The sequence below is a fragment of the Paracoccus fontiphilus genome (genome assembly GCF_017356265.1).
GTDB classification, from domain to species: domain Bacteria; phylum Pseudomonadota; class Alphaproteobacteria; order Rhodobacterales; family Rhodobacteraceae; genus Paracoccus; species Paracoccus fontiphilus.
Map to the genome: position 1 here is coordinate 51,243 of NZ_JAFNAW010000003.1, position 16,100 is coordinate 67,342.

Below are 16,100 nucleotides of genomic sequence, written 5' to 3' on the forward strand. Positions count from 1 at the left end.
AGTTAGAAGTGCTAACTCGTAACCGCCATGTCAAGTGTCTTATGAGGAAAGCTTTGTCCACCTTGTCCGAAGCCGAAGTCGAAGCCGTTCTGCTCAATCAGTTGGGCACCTTGGGTTATGCCTGCCTGAACGATGCGGTCTCGGGGCCTGATGGTGCGGCGCCGGAGCGCGAAGCCTATTCCGACACGATCCTTGGCCGGCGCCTGCGTGAGGCGATGGCCCGGCTGAACCCGCAGATCCCCGAGGATGCTCGCGAGGATGCTTTGCGCCGGGTAAAAGCCTCCGACCGCCCCTTGCTAATCGAAGAGAACCGCCGCCTGCACCGCTTTCTAGTCGAAGGTGTACCGGTGGAGTACCGGGCCGAAGATGGCACGATCCGTGGCGATGCCGTGCGGCTGGTGGACCCCGAGGACCGGCTGAACGACTGGTTAGCCATCGCGCAGTTCACCGTGACCGAGAACGGCCACAACCGCCGTCCCGACGTGGTGGTGTTCCTGAACGGTCTGCCGGTGGGCGTGATCGAGGTGAAGAAGCCGGGGGCCGAGACCGCGACCCTGGGCGCAGCCTTCAACCAGTTGCAAACCTACAAGGCGCAGATCCCTTCGCTCTTTCGCGCCAATGCCGTGCTGGTCACGACTGACGGCATCCAGGCCCGCATCGGTTCGCTGACCGCTGATTTGGAACGCTTTATGCCTTGGCGCACCACTGACGGCGCTGACGTTGCGCCCAAGGGCACGCCAGAAATGTCGGTGCTGATCGAGGGTGTGTTCGCGCGGCCGCGCCTGCTGTCGCTGATGCGGGAGTTCACGGTCTTTGGCGACACGCCCGGCGGTCTGGCAAAGATCATCGCGGGCTATCACCAGTTCCACGCCGTGAAGCGGGCGGTGGCCAGCACGGTCGAGGCCAGCCGGTCAGGGGGCGACCGCAAGGCCGGGGTGATCTGGCATACGCAGGGATCGGGCAAGAGCTTGCTTATGGCATTCTACGCGGGGCAGGTGGTGCGCAAACCGGCGATGGAGAACCCGACCATCATCGTCGTCACGGACCGCAACGATCTAGACGACCAGCTGTTCAGCACCTTCTCGATGTGCCGAGACCTGCTTCGCCAAACGCCGGTGCAGGCCGACAGTCGGGAAGACCTACAAAAAGCGCTGTCCCGCGCATCAGGCGGAGTGGTGTTCACGACCATCCAGAAGTTCGCCCCGGAGAAAGGGGAAGCCTATCCGCTGCTGACCGACCGCCGCAATGTGGTGGTAATTGCCGACGAGGCCCACCGCAGCCAGTATGGCTTCAAGGCCCGTATCGAGAAGACGGGCGAGATCGCCTATGGGTTCGCCAAGCACTTGCGCGACGCCCTGCCCAATGCCTCGTTCATCGGCTTCACCGGCACGCCGATCGAACAGGACGACGTCAACACGCCCGCCGTGTTCGGCCAATACATCGACGTCTACGACATCAGCCGCGCCGTCGAGGATGGGGCAACGGTGCCGATCTACTACGAAAGCCGTCTGGCGCGCATCGAGCTGCCTGAAGAGGAAAAGCCGAAGGTCGATGCTGAGATCGAGGAAGTGACCGAGGACGAAGCCGTAAGCGAACAGGAACGGCTGAAGCGGAAATGGTCCACGGTCGAGGCACTGGTGGGCGCCGAGAAGCGGCTGCGCATGGTCGCCGAAGATCTCGTCGCGCATTTCGAAGCGCGGGTGCAGGCGATGGACGGCAAGGCCATGGTGGTCTGCATGAGCCGCCGCATCTGTGTGGACCTCTACAGCCACATCGTCGCGCTGCGGCCTGAGTGGCACTCCCACGACGACAGCGCCGGCCTGGTGAAAATCGTCATGACCGGGTCCGCCTCGGACCCAGAGGCCTGGCAGCGCCATATCGGCGGCAAGGCGCGGCGTGATCTGCTGGCCAAACGAGCAAAGGATCCGAAAGATCCGCTTAAGCTGGTGATCGTCCGGGACATGTGGCTGACCGGGTTTGATTCGCCTTCGATGCACACGATGTATATCGACAAGCCGATGCGCGGCCACGGCCTGATGCAGGCTATCGCCCGGGTGAACCGCGTCTTCCGGGACAAACCTGCGGGGCTGATCGTCGATTATATCGGCATCGCGCAGAACCTGAAATCCGCCTTAGGCCAGTATTCCAAGGCGGACCAGGAGCAAGCGGGTGTCGACGAGGCAGAGGCGGTCGCGGCCTTGCTGGAACGACTGGATGTCGTGCGGGCGATGTTCCACGGCTTCGACTATTCGGACGGACTGACCGGCACCCCGCAGCAGCGACTGGTCGCTCTGGCCGAGGCACTGGACTGGATCCTCGTGAAGCAGGACGAGGCCGCGCGACGGGAAACGAGCAAGGATGCCATAAAGGCCGCGCATCGGCGATACCCGGATGCGGTGCTGGCGCTGTCCAAAGCCTTTGCGCTTGCATCGGCCAGCGATGTCGCCCGCGAGTTCCGCGACGAGGTGGGCTTCTTCCAGACCGTCCGCGCCGCTATGGTCAAGGCGGCGGACAACACGGGTCGGTCAACCGCCGAGCGTGATCTTGCCATCCGCCAGATCGTCAACAAGGCAGTGGCATCAACCGAAATCGTCGACATCCTGTCGGCTGCAGGGCTGTCGTCTCCCGACATATCGATCCTGTCGGACGAGTTCCTGGCCGAAATCGGACAGATGAAAAAGAGGAACCTTGCCCTCGAGGCGCTGCGGAAACTGCTGAACGACGAAATCCGGTCGCGCAGCCGCTCGAACGTCATCGAGACCCGCAGGTTCTCGGAGCGTCTGGAAGAGGCGATCGCCCGGTATCACACCAATGCCGTCAGCACGGTAGAGGTCCTGCAGGAACTGATCGCGCTGGCGAGGGAAGTCCGGGAGGCGAGAAACCGGGGCGAGGAAACCGGACTCACGCCCGAGGAGATTGCCTTCTACGACGCTCTGGCGGATAATCGGAGTGCGGTGGAGATGCTGGGCGACGACAATCTAAAAATAATTGCCCATGAACTGCTTCAGGGGCTGAAGGCCAATGTCAGCATCGACTGGGCGCACCGCGACAGCGCCCGGGCCCGATTGCGGGTGCTCGTGAAACGCATCCTGCGCAGATACGGCTATCCTCCAGACCTTGAGGACGCGGCGGTGCGTGGTGTCTTGGCACAGGCGGAGGCCTTGCTGCAAGGTGCGAAACCGGACATGGTTTCCGCTTCGTATGGTTGAGAGAAAGCAGCTAGGCCAGGGCGGCTCGTTTCGCGTCCGACCCTTGATCTCAAGGCATACATGAAGATGCCACGCGCTGTCCTATCTGGTCAGGTCACCACGCGCCATGACCATCCTGCTGGGGCTGGAGTTGCGGCCTTGTCCTAGGGTGGTGGCTGACAGAGCTGCGCCAGCGGGTTGCAACCATCTGAAACGGCTCTGACGCCGATGCGCCGATGTAGCCTTTTCCACCGTTTGCCGGACACTCGCCCTAAACATGCAAGGATGACTTGGCAAATTTCTTTTGGGTGAAGCGAAACGGGTAGAAAGGGCGGACAGCGGCCTGATGGCGGTGCAGCGAACCAGCAGCCTCGGGACGCAGGAGCGGCCCTTCAGCCTCGGGGCAGCATCACGCGCACCGGACCCGACGCAAAGGACCGACCAGGGCCGAAAGCCCCGGCCGATAGGATGGCTAGAGGTCTATCGCCTCTGACAGCGACAGCGCGTCCTCGATATCTACACCAAGATAGCGCACGGTGCTGTCCATCTTGGTGTGGCCGAGCAACAGTTGAACAGCACGCAGGTTACCCGTCTTCTTGTAGATCTGGGCAACCTTGGTACGCCTCATCGAATGGGTGCCGTAGGCGCTCGGCTCCAGACCAAGCGACATGACCCAGCCCCGGACGATTCGGGCATACTGCCGTGTTGACAGGTGCGCGCTTCCGTGGATCCGGCTTGGCCACAAGAACTCGAGGCCGATCATCTCGGGGTTCCGGATCCAGCGGTCCAGGGATTGGCGCGTCGTATCGGTAATCTCGAACCGGACGGGTTTTCCCGTCTTGCTCTGGATCATCGAGGCGCGCTCCTTCACGTGCCCTGCGGCGAAAACATCTCGGACCCTCAGGGCCACGAGGTCGCATCCGCGGAGCTTGCTGTCGATCGCCATGTTGAACAGCGCGAGGTCGCGGGCATTGCCTGCCATTTCGAGCCGGACCCGGATCGACCAAACGTGCCGTGGCAGGAGCGGCCGCTTCTGACCGACGATGCGGCCCTTGTTCCAACTGACGCGCGCAGGCCTGACGGCGGGAAGAAGATCAATAGACATGGTGACACCTCCTGTCCGCCATGCCCGCCCTTCTTCGATAGTGTCGACAAACAAAGCATATCATCCAGCAGGTTCGGCGTCTGCGCTCAAGCCGGCATCAGGAGCGGCCGTATACCGAGTGCAGGGGGCCGAAGCACTTCCGGCGGCAAGGGCGGCAGCATCGACGCATCAGGTCCTTAGCAGAGGATCAATATTGTTCGATTTCTCGCGGTCGAGTGCGTTGTCATTTGCCGCAGCTATTTGTGCGGATCACAGGGTTACGTTCTACTGGTGTATTGGAAGCCGTCGAAGGCGGGGAACTTGGGTTGCAAATCGTGAGCATGTAACAGGCTTATATATGTTAAGAATTATAGATTTGCTTATCACGCCAACGTTTGGCTATGAGATAGTTGGGCGGTCGCCCTTAAGGCCCGCCAGTCTGGAGTCTGATAAATTAGTATAGACATGCTGCGAATGCTTGATCCAGCAGAAATCGTTGCGACCCTTCGTCAAAGTCTTCTGGTTTTGACCGAGGACCTGGTGGTTGAGTATGTGAATGATTGGTTTCTGGCGACGTTCCAGGTCGACCGTAACGACACGGTCGGTCTTCCGCTGCGTGTTCTAGGAAACGGGCAATGGAACATCCCAGTATTGCTGGAACAGCTGGCTCTGATTGTAGATGGCTCAGGCGTAGTCGAGAATATGGAGGTCGACCACAGCTTCGAGGACATTGGGCGACGTGTCATGCGCTTGAACGCGCGGAAGACCGTCCGGCCCGGAAACGGGTCGCGGCGGATCTTGCTGGTTATAGAGGATGTGACAGAAGCGAGCGATGCTGCCGCCGCTCTTGAACGCGAGCGCCTGCTCTCGGCCGGAGTGGTTGCGACGATCCGTGAGCCGTTGCTGGTTCTTGACGAGCGGCTTACGGTCATCAGCGCAAACCGTGCTTTCTACACGACATTTCAGGTCGAGGAGACTCAGACAGTAGATCGCCGCCTTGATGATCTGGGCAACGGCCAATGGTCGATCCCTAAGCTCATAGAGCTTTTGACCGAGGTGGTGCCGAAAGATACCGTAGTCGAAGATTTTGAGGTGAAGCATAGCTTCCCAAAGATCGGCGAGCGCGAGATCGTGCTCAATGCTCGCAAGGTTTTCCGAAAAGGCAACCATACGCACATGCTTCTGCTGGCAATGCAGGACATCACTGTGAGAAGGCGCATCGAAGCCGAGCGGGAGGCCGCATTAGAGCACGCTGGACGACTTCTGGAAGAGATCAATCATCGGGTGATGAACAGCCTGACGATGATTGCTGGCGTTATTTCGCTGGAGGCGCGCAATCTCAGCGATGAAACCTGCAAAGCTGCGCTTGCCCGGATCAGGTCGCGGGTAGATGCGATCGGCCGTCTTTATAAAACGCTATCGCGAAGCGGATCTGTTGATAGCGTCGGAACCCGGGACTACTTGACGGCGCTGGCAAGTGATTTGATCTCGACCTCGGAACAGGCTGATTGCTTGTCGCTTAGCTTGGAACTGGACGATATTCCGCTTTCTACGGAAGTTGCTGTTCCTCTAGGGCTGGTGGTCAATGAACTGATCACCAATAGCATAAAATACGCTTATAACGGGCGATCCAGTGGGTCGCTGGCCATTACCTTGAGGGGCCTGCCTGACCGGCTGGAAGTTAAAATATCGGATGATGGACCGGGCATCGACCCAAACGCGCGCGTTGACTCCGGTCTCGGCCAGAAACTGACCGAGGCGTTCATGACGCAGCTTGGTGGCGTGTTGATAACAGATAGCAATCGGGACGGGACGACACACGCGTTTACTGTCCCGCTCGGTGCGACGGCTGGAGGCTACAGCTAATCGGTCCGGCGGTATATCTACTAGCTGCCTAAGCTGAAGGATCCCTAGCGATCGTCCGCTCGGACCCGCAGAGCAGACTGTGCCTGCTCGATCTCGCTGCGCCAGGCACGAACGTCAGGTTTGGAGGAGCTGCACGGCGGCATTTGCCAATCGTCGACCGGCCGCAATGGCCGGGCACGATGCTGCGCCTGCGAAGGTGCCCTCCATGCTGCGGCCTGCCTGAATGTCGCTGATGGGCTCTTAGCGTCACGCGCGGAGCCGACCCCCAGTGGCCGCTTCGTCTCAATCGCCCCAGGTCGCTGGCCGCGTTAGTCTTGTGACCCTGCCTGCTGTCGGCCGATGGGAAACATATCTTCACCGTAATGATGCAGCTTGACGTGATGGCTGCGGCAGAGCCACCGCACGTTCAAGGGTTCGTCGTATCGGTCGTGGTGGGCATCGACCTTGGCTGCGCCGCAAACCTCGCAGCCCTGCTTTTCCAGTGCGCCGGACATAAGCGCCCGCTGAACAGCAAGATGGGCCTGATACTTCGGCAGGTTGGTGCGGCGCCAGTTTGTCTGGCGGGTCTCGCTTTTCAGCGACGGGGGGCGTGGAGGCTTTGGATCATCCGTCATCACGCCGCCGCTGCTTGCCGGCCCAAGGTGCGATACACGGTCGGCCGTGAGATCGAAAAAACCTCCGCCAGATCACTGATGGAATACTCGCCAGTGTCATACATGCGCCGCAGCTCCTGCTGCTGGCGCTCTGACAGCTTTGGTTTCTTGCCGCGCAGCTTGCCCTTGGCGCGAGCCACGGCCATGCCCTCGCGGGTCCGCATTCGGATCAGATCTGCCTCGAACTCGGCAAAGGTCGCCAGGATGTTGAAGAACAGCTTGCCCATCGGGTCGGTGGGGTCATGGATCGAGGTGCCAAGCTGAAGCTTGATCCCGCGCGCAGCCAAGTTGTCGGCAATGTCGCGGGCGTCGGGGACGGAACGCGCCAGCCGGTCCAGTTTTGGCACGACTAGGGTGTCACCCTCCCGCAAAGCTGCAAGCGCCTGATCGAGACCAGGGCGGGCGCGGTTCGTGCCGGTAAAGCCGTGGTCGGTGTAGATGCGATCGGAGGCAACCCCGAAGCTGGCAAGAATACCCTTCTGCGCAGCAAGGTCCTGTTTGTCGGTGGAGCAGCGGGCATAGCCGATCAAAATCTGTGTCATGGCCTGATCTGTAACAGTAGCCGCCCCTTCATTGCAAAAAATATCGGACCATTCATCTGAGATTCTGTGCTGCCAGCATTTGCTGGCCTTCAACGGGCCTGTTCAGCGGCAAGCTGGCCGTCCTTTGAACGATCCCTTTCGGACGCTATCGGGAAAGGACTCGAAGTGGTGAGCCTCGGATCTACGATACGTGTCGCTATGCGGACTAAGCGGGCGTTCGCTGCGCCGGCTGCCACAACGGCGTCGAGGGCGAACAGGCAATCCTCGCGTTCCGTCAGATAGGGCACTGCATGATGATGGTGTTCATAGGCAACCGCCGCTGCATCCGGCATCCAACTGACTGAGGGCGTGTCAAGGCCGCCCGCCATGCGCAGAAAGCTCATAGAGGAAGAGTGACACGACGATCAACATTTCAGTTGCTGCAGGTTCACCATAGCAAGAACGGCTGCGCCGCTGCAGAGACCAAGTCTCTGCTTCTATTCTGCTTTTTCGGAAAGCCGTGCGGCGACAAGCTCCTGCAGCCGCCACAGGTTCCCATCATGAATGCCAAGCGCCTCAAGGTGCGAGACCGTGTTGTGGAGGTATTCAGCACATGAGCCCCAGTGCCCAGCGGCCGCGGCCAGCGTGTCGGCAACCTGCTCCGGTGCAAGTCCGCCCGAGTAGAAGGCGCTGCCTTGATCCACCACAAAGCCCAGCACCCGCATCGGGCCTTCTTCGCTGCGCGCCGACAACCAACGTGGGGGAGTGCTCGGCGGGCGGACAACGAGCTCGCGCCGGAAGAGCGCATGGAGCGTGGCCTCCGCCTGTTCCGCCGGAACTCGGAATGCCATGCCATCGCACTGCCCGCCGCGATTGAGGGCCATCATCAGGCCAGGATGATCGCGTGTGCCACGGAAGCGTGCGACACGGATGCAGAACGAACGATGCCAGCCACGCACCGTTGCCGAACGACTCTCAACAAAGTCGAAAGCGGGCTTCCAAAGCAGCGAGCCGTAGCCGAAGATCCAGAGATCCCCTGGGGGACCATCGGCCAGAACCTTGTGGACGATTTCCGCATAGTCCTCGTCAGTCAGGTAGATCGCACCAGGACTGGGACCTGCATCCTCCACCAACCTGGCCGCCCGAGCCAAGAGTTCTTCCGTGAGCGCCATCGGCCGCCGTAAAGGGGACGGTCCGGATCTAGGCATTGCCGGTCACCCGCTTTTCTGGATTGCCGTCATCATAGCACGCGACAGGCGTCCACACCATCTGAACGAAGGTTGTCCGTGAGCGACTTCAGTAAGAAAAATCATCACCAGAAGCGAGTAAGCTTCCTTAGTTTTCCTTACCGAGTAGATTTACTAAAATCGGCAGGTTCTGCAACGAACGCGAGGGCCTGCAGCCTAGGGCAAGAAAACCTCCCTTTTCTTACCGTGCTCTTTTCGCCTGACAGCCCCCGCCCGCCCGCAATCCCGTTTGGCGGGGCTTCTCTTCTCCCTTTTTGCGAACCTGCGCGCCGGAACGCGACTAGGCAGATTTCTGCTTATCTTTTAGGCTTTCAAAAACCCAGATAAAAAGTGTAATAATATTAGAGCACTGCTTGCAAGCCGCGAGCAGGCAAAAATTACTTCTAATTGATTTAGTAAAAATACCACAACCTGAGATAATCCTCGGCGCTATGACATGCCGGGATATTGTCCATGCGCAGCTTGCCAAACTTTCCCGACACCTCCTAATCTTTCACCTGCTCCATTCCACCACGCGGAGCAGTAATGAGTGCGCCCCGCCATGCCCGGCGGGGCTTTTCATGCCCTCAGATTCCTTCACGCTTTGCATCAACGCTGACCGGACCTGCGCCTGCCGTTGCGAGAGACAGGAACACAAAGCTGAACAGGATCGCTGCGACGCCGCCGTTCTGGGCGGGATAGAAGCCCTGCGGAGCGTGGGCGAGGAAATAGGCGAAGGCCATCAAGCCCGAGAGCACGAAGGCCGAGACGCGGGTCCAAAGGCCGATCAGGACCAGAAAGCCCAGGGTGAGTTCCAGCACACCCGCGATCCAGGCAGGCGGCAACATGCTCGACTTGGACGACGCCAAGTCAGGTTCTGCTCAATGGTGGAAACCCGCGCATAGCGGATCTTCATGGCCGAGGGCAATTGTCGGTACCATCAACACATTCACCCGGTCGACCAGTTTCAGCCGGTCGGTCTGGGCCAGGAAGCCGAACTGCCGGGCGATGCGGTCCGACACGGTTCAGCGTGCGGTTTCGGTCAGGCGGCGGCGGACATAGCCCTGCACCAGATCGATCATCGGCTTCATGTGCGCCTCGTCGTCGCGGAAGAAATGGTCCGCGCCCTCGATCTCCTCGTGGGTGATGGTGATCCCCTTCTGTTCGCGCAGCTTGCGGACCAGCGTATGTGTGTCCTTGGGCGGGGCCACGCGGTCGGCGGTACCGTTCACGATCAGGCCGGACGACGGGCACGGCGCGAGGAAGCTGAAATCATACATGTTGGCGGGGGGCGCCACGCTGATGAAGCCGGTCATTTCCGGCCGGCGCATCAGCAGCTGCATCCCGATCCAGGCACCGAAGCTGAAGCCGGCGACCCAGCAATGCTTGCTGTTGGGATTCATCGCCTGCAGGTAATCCAGGGCTGATGCCGCATCCGACAATTCGCCGATCCCCTGGTCGAACTCGCCCTGGCTGCGCCCCACCCCGCGAAAGTTGAAGCGCATCACGGTGAAGCCCAGCTTGTGGAACGCGTAATGCAGGTTATAGACGACGCGGTTGTTCATCGTCCCGCCAAATTGCGGATGGGCATGCAGAACGATGGCAAGGGGGGCGTCGGGCCTGCCCGGTTGCGGGTGATAGCGGCCCTCGAGCCGGCCTTCGGGACCGGGAAAAATCAACTCTGGCATCGTCTTCCTTCGACATGACGGTGGTTTCTTGACGCATCTGCGTGGCGCTCTCAGACCGCTATCTGAAATAGCCTGCTGGCATCTTGGTCTGTCGCTTTGCAGTACATACAGGCACAAATACGATAAAGCACATTGTGCAGCCTCCATTCTCCTGACGCATCGAGCCGCCCCGAGGCAGCAAGAACCTGAGGAGGCGTGAAGGACTTGCCCACATTCTCGGCCGTGGCCAGAACCTCGCTGTCATCAAAGTCAAACCGCTCATAGGCCAATGCGAGGATGAGGGGGATCTGCAGGCTGCGCAGGCGCTTCGCCACCGCGACCACCGGGTGTCCGTGCAGGTTCACATCAAGGACCGCCAGATCAGGCTGTTCACAGGCCAGGAAGCCGCAGGGCTTCACCCACGGTTCCAAAAGATCCGAGGACATTGTAACCATTGCCTTTCAGGATTGACTGCAGATGCAGGGCAACCATGGGTTCGTCCTCAACGACAAGCACCGCGAGGCGAGTGCCATCAGCGGAGCCGCAGGGGCAGAGCATTGGCGAGCGGAACACCTTCTGTCTCGGCAAAGTCTTCGAGATCTTCATGCACCTGTTCTAGAGCCTGGCTCCATACTGGTGCTACCAGCATGTCTTGGAAGGTAGAGCAACGACGCTTCTCCCCCTGCGACGTCAGTCGAAACCCATGCTCGTCTTGAGCAAGATCTCCCGCAGCTTGAAGACGCCAAATCAACGCTTCCCACCACGAGCGGGAGTCATCATCAGGAATGCAGATGCCTGCGGCAGGAACGTGTGGCAGCGCCAGAAACAAGAGACCGCACAAAACTTCCTGGTCGAACGGCCACTCAAAGAAAAGCCGAAACCGATAGACAAGATCAAGGATGTAACCAGCTGCCGGCTGATCAAGCACTTCAAGAGGATGATCCGAGAAGGAATGAAGATCGGGACGCAATCCGGTCATCAGATCTTCCAATCGCGGTGCACACAGACATATTGGCCATATTAACTCGGCGTCAGGATGTACATCAAGTTCCTGTCCTCTGAGTTACACGCGTTCCTCGTGACATCGGTGCTGGGCATCACCGGCCTCTGGATGGCCATCCTGGCCGATACCGGTGCGACGGTTCTGGTCACGCCCAACGCCTTGCGTCTGCTGGATTTCGACCCAACAAAAGAGGCCTGAGATGTCATCATTACCATCGGATCGCACCGTTCCCACAACGATACAGCTGGCATGTTTTCTTGTTCCACCAGTGCTTTACATGTGAGAGGAGGAGGGCGATGGCCCGCCCTATAATACCGCTGGTTGGCGTCGGTCGTGGCCGTTCATCATCCTCAGGTTCCTTCATTGATCGTGACGGGTGCAATGCCAGATATCACCGCACTTGACGGACCTGCTGCGCCAAGATCATCTGGTGGGGAACAGGTCAGCCGTTGGCTGGCTATAGCCAAGCCATGCAACGACAACAGGACAACATCGTGGCCAAGACTGTCTTGATCACTGGCGCAGGGTCCGGCATGGGGATGGCCACTGCACTGCAGCTGGCTCAGTCCGGTTATCGCGTCTTTGCAGGGGTGCGCGACAACTGCGCGGACCTGATGACGCAGGCGCAGGCACGTGGGGTACAGCTCACGCCGGTCCGCCTGGATGTTCAGGAGACCGGATCGGTCCGCGCAGCCGTGGCGCAGGTGATGTCGGACATAGGCCGGATCGACGTGCTGGTCAACAATGCCGGCTTTGGTCTTCTGGCGACGGTCGAAGATGGCACGGACGAAGAAATGATCTGGCAGTTCGACGTCAATGTCTTCGGCCTTCTGCGCACCACGCGCGAGGTCCTGCCGCATATGCGCAATGCCGGGGGCGGCGTCATCATCAACATTTCGTCCTTTTTGGGGCGCATGGGCCTGCCGCTTCTGACTCTTACAACGCCAGCAAATATGCGGTCGAGGGGATCACGGACTCGCTGCGCTTCGAGGTCGGACCCTTTAGCATCCGCGTGCATTCCATCCTCGCAGGGCTGTTCGGAACCAACTTCGTCAAGAAAGGTCTGGTGGCGAATGCCGCAACCACGAGCGAGGCATCGCCCTATCGCGACCTGGTCAGCCATTTCGTGCCGATCGTCGCCCAGGCGATCAATGAAGGTCCTTCGCCCGAGCCAATCGCCAAGGCGGTCCAGGCCATCATCGAGGATGAGAACAGCGACATTGCCGTCGTGGTTGGCACCGAGGCCGAGCAATTCGTCCCCTTGCGCCGAAGCCTGCCCGACAAGGACTTCGAGGCCCAGGTGATCGGGACATTCGGCCTGCCATCCGCTGAAGCTTTCCTGCCAAAATAACAGCCTAAATGTTGCGGCAGGCTGGATAGCGTCTCACGGGGATGATCGGGACATCGCCACATCTGGGCGAAGGGATCGGTACTGCCAGGGAGCCCCGCCTGGCCCTTGTTAGCGGCACTCATGAAGAAGAACGGATCGGCTGCTTCCTGCTGATCGACAGAACGCCGCTGAAAGTAATCAAAAATTCACCCGTAAGCGGTGGCCACCGGTTGCATGGCATGGTTATCCTTCGTCTCATGGTAACTGCAACCGCACGCAATTCAGGATGCCATGCTCAAGCATCCTGCCTTACCTGCTCCGAACGGAGCCGCTCCATCTGTGCGTATACCGGACCTGAGGAGCTGCGTCAGCTTGAAGCGATCCGCTTCTTCCGGTCCTATGAACCTCGGCAGACCATCTTTATGGACGGCGATCCGGTGGATTTTGTCGGGACCGTTCTCAGCGGAATGGTGTCCCTGACAAAGATCATGCCGGATGGAAGAACCCAGATGGTTGCCATGCTGCGGCAGGGGAACTTCCTTGGCCATCCTTATCGTGCCCAGACCTCCTATAATGCCGTGGCCTCAACGCCCGTGGTGATGTGCGGCTTTCGCCGCGAACCCTTCGAAAAACTGCTGCGCAAGATACCGGGACTGGGACAAGGGCTTCTGGAACAGTCCTCTAAAGAACTCGATGCGGCCCGGGAATGGATGCTGCTTCTGGGCAGAAAGACCGCCCGCGAGAAGGTCGCCTCCTTTCTGATCATCTTCGCCCGGGAGAAGGTCGCGCAGCATCCCTCCTTGATGCAGAAGCGGATGCATCTGGATATGCCATACACGCGGGCGGAGATGGGGGACTATCTGGGTCTTTCGCTGGAGACGGTCAGCCGGCAATTATCAGCCCTGAAAAATGACGGCATTGTCGATCCCGACGGGAAGCGGGGGGTGACTGTTCTGAATTATGCGGCGCTGCTTTCCGAGACCGGCGATGACGCAGATGGAGGGTGGCTGGCATAAGCGGTCTGTTTTCCGCTGCCAGCCGCCCGCCGGATCCGCCATGCACCTGACCACCGCACTCCACGCCGACTGGCGTAAATGGCCAAAAAGGCTCTGGTCGCTGCTGATGAGAGCCCCATGGCAGGTTACACTCCATAAAGCAGCTTGAGATTTCGATGTTCAGGCCACGTGGGCGCGTAGCTGACGTGACGAAGGAACGGCTGTCCGGTCAGCAAAGCTGCTTCCACCATGGGCTGTCATGCAAACGGAACGCATTGCTCGCCTGCTCGTTCGTTCCTGCTAACTGCGGGGAAAGAGAAAGTGCCCGACGATCCGAACACTGAATATCTGCCCATCGTCGAGGAAACGGCATCTTTGGCTATCCGGAAGGTGGTCACCGGCCGCGTCAGGGTTGCCAACCAGACCGAGGAAGTCGACCATATCCTGCCGACCGAGCTTTCGAGCGTGGAGGTGGACGTGGTCAGGGTCCCGATTGATCGCAAGATCGAGGCGGTTCCTGATGTTGTGACCGAGGGCGAGCTGACGATCATCCCCGTGGTCGAGGAGCGGCTTGTGGTGACGCGCGAACTGTATCTGCGAGAGGAGATACACGTCCGCCGGGTCAAGCAAACGGAAACGGTGGAAATCCCCGCCACGACCCGTCGTCAGACTGCCCAGATCGAGCGTCTTGCCGCTGATCCGGCTCCCTCTATTAACAAGGACGATCTCAATGACCTATGACAGCAATGCCGGCACCACCGGCAATACCTCAGTGTCTGCCATGTTCGACAGTCATGCTGAGGCACAGCACGCCCTTGAGCGTCTGACTGCCGCCGGTATCTCCTCTTCCCAGATCCGGATGATGTCGGGTGAAACGGCGGGCGCATCCACGACCACGACCGGCCGCGCGGCGGATGACAAGGGCTTTTGGGAAAGCCTTGGCGACTTCTTCTTTCCCGAGGAAGATCGTTATGCCTATGCCGAGGGGCTGTCGCGCGGCGGCTATCTGGTGACGGTCACCGGGCTGGACTCCACCCAATACGAGACCGCCCTGGACATCCTGGACGACGAAGGCAGCGTGAACCTGGACGAGCGTGAGCAAAGCTGGCGTTCGGAAGGCTGGGGCGGCTATGAGACCAGCAGCTATGCCACATCGGGCCGCACGGCCTCAGCATATGGGACGCGGACTGGCATGGAGGGGGCTCTGGACAGCCCTTATATAGATAACGACACCCTTCACCCTGAGGGCGTCCGGTCAGGTGGGGATGACTTGCGCAGTGGGGACGAGACGATCCCGGTCATCGAGGAACGTCTCCGCGTGGGCAAGCGCGAAACGAGCCACGGCCGCGTCCGGGTACGTGCCTATACCGTCGAGGAGCCTGTCAACGAGAGCGTCGAGCTGCGTGACGAGCGGGTCGAGATCGAGCGCCGCGCTGTGGATCGTCCTGCGGTGGCGGATCAGGACTACCTGGACCGCACACTGGAAGCCGAGGAATACCGCGAGGAGGCGGTGGTCCAGAAGGAAGCCCGCGTAGTCGAGGAGATCGGTCTGCGCAAGACCAGCGACACGCATACCGAGACCGTCTCCGACACCGTGCGCCGCACCGAGGTCGAGGTAGAGGACGACCGCACTGGTCTGGATCGCGACACGCTGACTGGCGGCACGCGCCGCGACGACCTGAACCGCGACAAGATCTGACACGGACACTGACACTGATGTCCTGACAAGAAAGGCCCCGCATCGCGCGGGGCCTTTCCATCAAGGGGTGCCCGACGTGTCAAGCGAAGGCGTACCGGCATGACCTGGTCACCTGAGCCCCGGAACCCGAGAGGGTCGGGCGGGCTTTCCCAAGAGAGAAATGAAAGGCGAGCAGACATGCTGGATCGTTTTGCCCGCTACGCGCTCGTCGTGGATGACAGTCCCCTGATCCGGATGGATGCACAGGCAATCCTGAGAGGAGCGGGGTTTCGCGTGCTCACGGCCGCAGGCTTCGAGGACGCCATGGAAATCCTCGCTTGCCGCGGCCATTTCCTGAAGCTCCTCTTCACGGATGTGCACATGCCGCCCGGCAGGATGACAGGCTGCGACCTGGCGTTTCGATGCGCAAGGGGCTGGCCCGATATCGGGATCATCGTCACCTCCGGAGCAACGCCGCCGGGACCGGCTGATCTGCCAGAAGGAACCCTGTTCATTCCCAAGCCCTTCAGTGAAGAGACAGTCAGACGCGGCGTTCGTCAGCTCGTGAAGGAACAGTCTGCTGAGGACTGACAAGATCTTGGCAGAAACGATTGTTTGCAGAGCGCCTTCTTGTCACCCGCTGTCGCAAAAGGGTTTTGAGGAGCAAGCCGCAGACCTTTGCGGCTGTATGTCGCCGGGCGGGACAAGGCCCTTCCTGAACAAACGTTTCCTGGGCTTTTTGCGCAACTGTCAGCAAACATGGAAACAACAGACGCTTGCATTTTTGAGCGGCATCCGACAAAGAACCGGCGACTGAAGGCCAGAGTCGTTGTCAGTCGGTACGCAGATGCACAAGGCCTGTGTACGAGAATGGCAAGGAACCAAACCG

At 60.0% G+C, this 16,100-nt stretch carries 18 protein-coding genes and 1 pseudogene; 9 read left to right on the top strand and 10 right to left on the bottom strand.

Features of this window, described 5'->3' with window-relative positions:
• Window positions 1-62: 62 nt before the first annotated feature.
• Window positions 63-3,209 carry a type I restriction endonuclease subunit R gene (locus J0F76_RS02175; RefSeq protein WP_242689934.1) on the top strand — a complete coding sequence of 1,049 codons (3,147 nt, stop codon included), beginning with the start codon at window positions 63-65 and terminating at the stop codon, window positions 3,207-3,209.
• Window positions 3,210-3,660: 451 nt separating this feature from the next.
• Here J0F76_RS02175 and J0F76_RS02180 read toward each other — a convergent pair whose 3' ends face one another.
• On the bottom strand, window positions 3,661-4,293 hold the full coding sequence (locus tag J0F76_RS02180) for a tyrosine-type recombinase/integrase (protein ID WP_207465222.1): 633 nt from the start codon (window positions 4,291-4,293) through the stop codon (window positions 3,661-3,663).
• A 444-nt stretch (window positions 4,294-4,737) separates the two neighbouring features.
• On the opposite strand from J0F76_RS02180, the gene J0F76_RS02185 reads away from it, so the two are divergent.
• Window positions 4,738-6,138 carry a sensor histidine kinase gene (locus tag J0F76_RS02185; protein ID WP_207465224.1) on the top strand — a complete coding sequence of 467 codons (1,401 nt, stop codon included), beginning with the start codon at window positions 4,738-4,740 and terminating at the stop codon, window positions 6,136-6,138.
• Window positions 6,139-6,446: 308 nt separating this feature from the next.
• On the opposite strand, the gene J0F76_RS02190 is transcribed toward J0F76_RS02185, so the two are convergent.
• The 9 genes from J0F76_RS02190 to J0F76_RS02230 form a co-directional block, all read right to left on the bottom strand.
• On the bottom strand, window positions 6,447-6,755 hold the full coding sequence (locus tag J0F76_RS02190) for a hypothetical protein (protein ID WP_207465226.1): 309 nt from the start codon (window positions 6,753-6,755) through the stop codon (window positions 6,447-6,449).
• On the bottom strand, window positions 6,752-7,426 hold the full coding sequence (locus tag J0F76_RS02195; RefSeq protein ID WP_242689935.1) for a recombinase family protein: 675 nt from the start codon (window positions 7,424-7,426) through the stop codon (window positions 6,752-6,754). The genes J0F76_RS02190 and J0F76_RS02195 overlap by 4 nt, the downstream gene beginning before the upstream one ends.
• Window positions 7,423-7,716, bottom strand: coding sequence for a hypothetical protein (locus tag J0F76_RS02200; protein ID WP_207465228.1), 294 nt, complete (start codon window positions 7,714-7,716; stop codon window positions 7,423-7,425). Before J0F76_RS02200 ends, J0F76_RS02195 begins: the two co-directional genes overlap by 4 nt.
• A 93-nt stretch (window positions 7,717-7,809) precedes the next feature.
• Entirely contained in the window at window positions 7,810-8,484 is a 675-nt protein-coding gene (locus J0F76_RS02205; protein ID WP_207465230.1) for a gamma-glutamylcyclotransferase, read from the bottom strand.
• Window positions 8,485-9,125: 641 nt separating this feature from the next.
• Window positions 9,126-9,386 carry a DoxX family protein gene (locus tag J0F76_RS02210; RefSeq protein ID WP_207465232.1) on the bottom strand — a complete coding sequence of 87 codons (261 nt, stop codon included), beginning with the start codon at window positions 9,384-9,386 and terminating at the stop codon, window positions 9,126-9,128.
• Between the two features lie 33 nt (window positions 9,387-9,419).
• On the bottom strand, window positions 9,420-9,560 hold the full coding sequence (locus J0F76_RS02215; RefSeq protein WP_207465233.1) for a hypothetical protein: 141 nt from the start codon (window positions 9,558-9,560) through the stop codon (window positions 9,420-9,422).
• Window positions 9,561-9,563: 3 nt separating this feature from the next.
• Window positions 9,564-10,226: an alpha/beta hydrolase gene (locus J0F76_RS02220; protein ID WP_207465235.1), complete on the bottom strand. Its 663-nt coding sequence runs from the start codon at window positions 10,224-10,226 to the stop codon at window positions 9,564-9,566.
• A gap of 50 nt (window positions 10,227-10,276) precedes the next feature.
• The gene (locus J0F76_RS02225) at window positions 10,277-10,651 is read right to left on the bottom strand and encodes a response regulator (protein ID WP_207465237.1); all 375 of its coding nucleotides are present in this window, start codon (window positions 10,649-10,651) and stop codon (window positions 10,277-10,279) included.
• Between the two features lie 86 nt (window positions 10,652-10,737).
• On the bottom strand, window positions 10,738-11,196 hold the full coding sequence (locus J0F76_RS02230) for a hypothetical protein (protein WP_207465239.1): 459 nt from the start codon (window positions 11,194-11,196) through the stop codon (window positions 10,738-10,740).
• A 45-nt stretch (window positions 11,197-11,241) separates the two neighbouring features.
• On the opposite strand from J0F76_RS02230, the gene J0F76_RS02235 reads away from it, so the two are divergent.
• From J0F76_RS02235 to J0F76_RS02260, 7 genes and pseudogenes are all read left to right on the top strand, one after another.
• Window positions 11,242-11,406, top strand: a complete 165-nt coding sequence (locus tag J0F76_RS02235) for a hypothetical protein (RefSeq protein ID WP_207465348.1) — start codon at window positions 11,242-11,244, stop codon at window positions 11,404-11,406.
• Window positions 11,407-11,747: 341 nt separating this feature from the next.
• Window positions 11,748-12,208 (top strand): annotated as a pseudogene (locus J0F76_RS21325) (SDR family NAD(P)-dependent oxidoreductase); the annotation flags it as partial.
• 12 nt (window positions 12,209-12,220) lie between these two features.
• Window positions 12,221-12,559, top strand: a complete 339-nt coding sequence (locus J0F76_RS20815; RefSeq protein ID WP_242689937.1) for a Rossmann-fold NAD(P)-binding domain-containing protein — start codon at window positions 12,221-12,223, stop codon at window positions 12,557-12,559.
• A 236-nt stretch (window positions 12,560-12,795) separates the two neighbouring features.
• Complete coding sequence (locus tag J0F76_RS02245; RefSeq protein ID WP_207465340.1) at window positions 12,796-13,554, top strand: Crp/Fnr family transcriptional regulator; 759 nt, start codon at window positions 12,796-12,798, stop codon at window positions 13,552-13,554.
• A gap of 300 nt (window positions 13,555-13,854) precedes the next feature.
• Window positions 13,855-14,274 (top strand): DUF2382 domain-containing protein, encoded by a 420-nt coding sequence (locus J0F76_RS02250; protein ID WP_207465243.1) that lies wholly within the window; start codon window positions 13,855-13,857, stop codon window positions 14,272-14,274.
• Window positions 14,264-15,232, top strand: a complete 969-nt coding sequence (locus tag J0F76_RS02255; protein ID WP_207465245.1) for a YsnF/AvaK domain-containing protein — start codon at window positions 14,264-14,266, stop codon at window positions 15,230-15,232. The genes J0F76_RS02250 and J0F76_RS02255 overlap by 11 nt, the downstream gene beginning before the upstream one ends.
• 177 nt (window positions 15,233-15,409) lie before the next feature.
• Window positions 15,410-15,802 (top strand): response regulator, encoded by a 393-nt coding sequence (locus J0F76_RS02260; RefSeq protein WP_207465247.1) that lies wholly within the window; start codon window positions 15,410-15,412, stop codon window positions 15,800-15,802.
• Window positions 15,803-16,100: the final 298 nt, after the last annotated feature.

What these genes read in the sequence shown, in the direction of transcription:
- J0F76_RS02180 (WP_207465222.1), bottom strand. Translation starts at nt 4,293, where the DNA reads ATGTCTATTGATCTTCTTCCCGCCGTCAGGCCTGCGCGCGTCAGTTGG.
- J0F76_RS02185 (WP_207465224.1), top strand. Translation starts at nt 4,738, where the DNA reads ATGCTGCGAATGCTTGATCCAGCAGAAATCGTTGCGACCCTTCGTCAA.
- J0F76_RS02200 (WP_207465228.1), bottom strand. Translation starts at nt 7,716, where the DNA reads ATGAGCTTTCTGCGCATGGCGGGCGGCCTTGACACGCCCTCAGTCAGT.
- J0F76_RS02205 (WP_207465230.1), bottom strand. Translation starts at nt 8,484, where the DNA reads ATGGCGCTCACGGAAGAACTCTTGGCTCGGGCGGCCAGGTTGGTGGAG.
- J0F76_RS02210 (WP_207465232.1), bottom strand. Translation starts at nt 9,386, where the DNA reads ATGTTGCCGCCTGCCTGGATCGCGGGTGTGCTGGAACTCACCCTGGGC.
- J0F76_RS02220 (WP_207465235.1), bottom strand. Translation starts at nt 10,226, where the DNA reads ATGCCAGAGTTGATTTTTCCCGGTCCCGAAGGCCGGCTCGAGGGCCGC.
- J0F76_RS02225 (WP_207465237.1), bottom strand. Translation starts at nt 10,651, where the DNA reads ATGTCCTCGGATCTTTTGGAACCGTGGGTGAAGCCCTGCGGCTTCCTG.
- J0F76_RS02235 (WP_207465348.1), top strand. Translation starts at nt 11,242, where the DNA reads ATGTACATCAAGTTCCTGTCCTCTGAGTTACACGCGTTCCTCGTGACA.
- J0F76_RS02245 (WP_207465340.1), top strand. Translation starts at nt 12,796, where the DNA reads ATGGTAACTGCAACCGCACGCAATTCAGGATGCCATGCTCAAGCATCC.
- J0F76_RS02255 (WP_207465245.1), top strand. Translation starts at nt 14,264, where the DNA reads ATGACCTATGACAGCAATGCCGGCACCACCGGCAATACCTCAGTGTCT.
- J0F76_RS02260 (WP_207465247.1), top strand. Translation starts at nt 15,410, where the DNA reads ATGCTGGATCGTTTTGCCCGCTACGCGCTCGTCGTGGATGACAGTCCC.